Genomic DNA, 334 nt, shown 5'->3' with positions numbered 1-334 from the left:
CCTAAAACTTTTGTCATAATTTTTGTAGCCGAAGCTCTGTCTAATGAGTCATTTGAACCAAAAGTTCCATCTGGATAACCATTTAATACCTGTTTATCAACTAAATAATTAACGGATTTATCAGCCCATGTAGGAACATCAGGGAATTTATGAGTATCTGCTAAAATATTAGAAGAATAGGATAATATAGCTCCTGCAAGGATACCTGTTGCAATTAATTTGTGCTTCATTAAAATAAACACCTCTACCATTGTATTTATCAAATTGAAATTTTCTATTTTTATATTTACATGTTTGTAATAATAATAAAATCGTATTATCACGCATTCAATTT

The 334-nt window shown here is 28.7% G+C and carries 1 protein-coding gene; it reads right to left on the bottom strand.

Annotated features, from left to right (window positions below; genetic code table 11):
• On the bottom strand, nt 1-230 hold a 230-nt coding region (locus tag GBN78_RS30000; protein ID WP_193224782.1), incomplete at its 3' end, for an S-layer homology domain-containing protein.
• Between the last annotated feature and the right edge of the window lie 104 nt (nt 231-334).

Origin of the sequence: Bacillus sp. B2-WWTP-C-10-Post-4, assembly GCF_009183805.1 — a bacterium.
In the GTDB taxonomy this organism is placed as follows: domain Bacteria; phylum Bacillota; class Bacilli; order Bacillales; family Bacillaceae_G; genus Bacillus_A; species Bacillus_A cereus.
The sequence above is the reverse complement of the archived record's forward strand: the minus strand, read 5'-3'. Positions and strand labels throughout refer to the sequence as shown.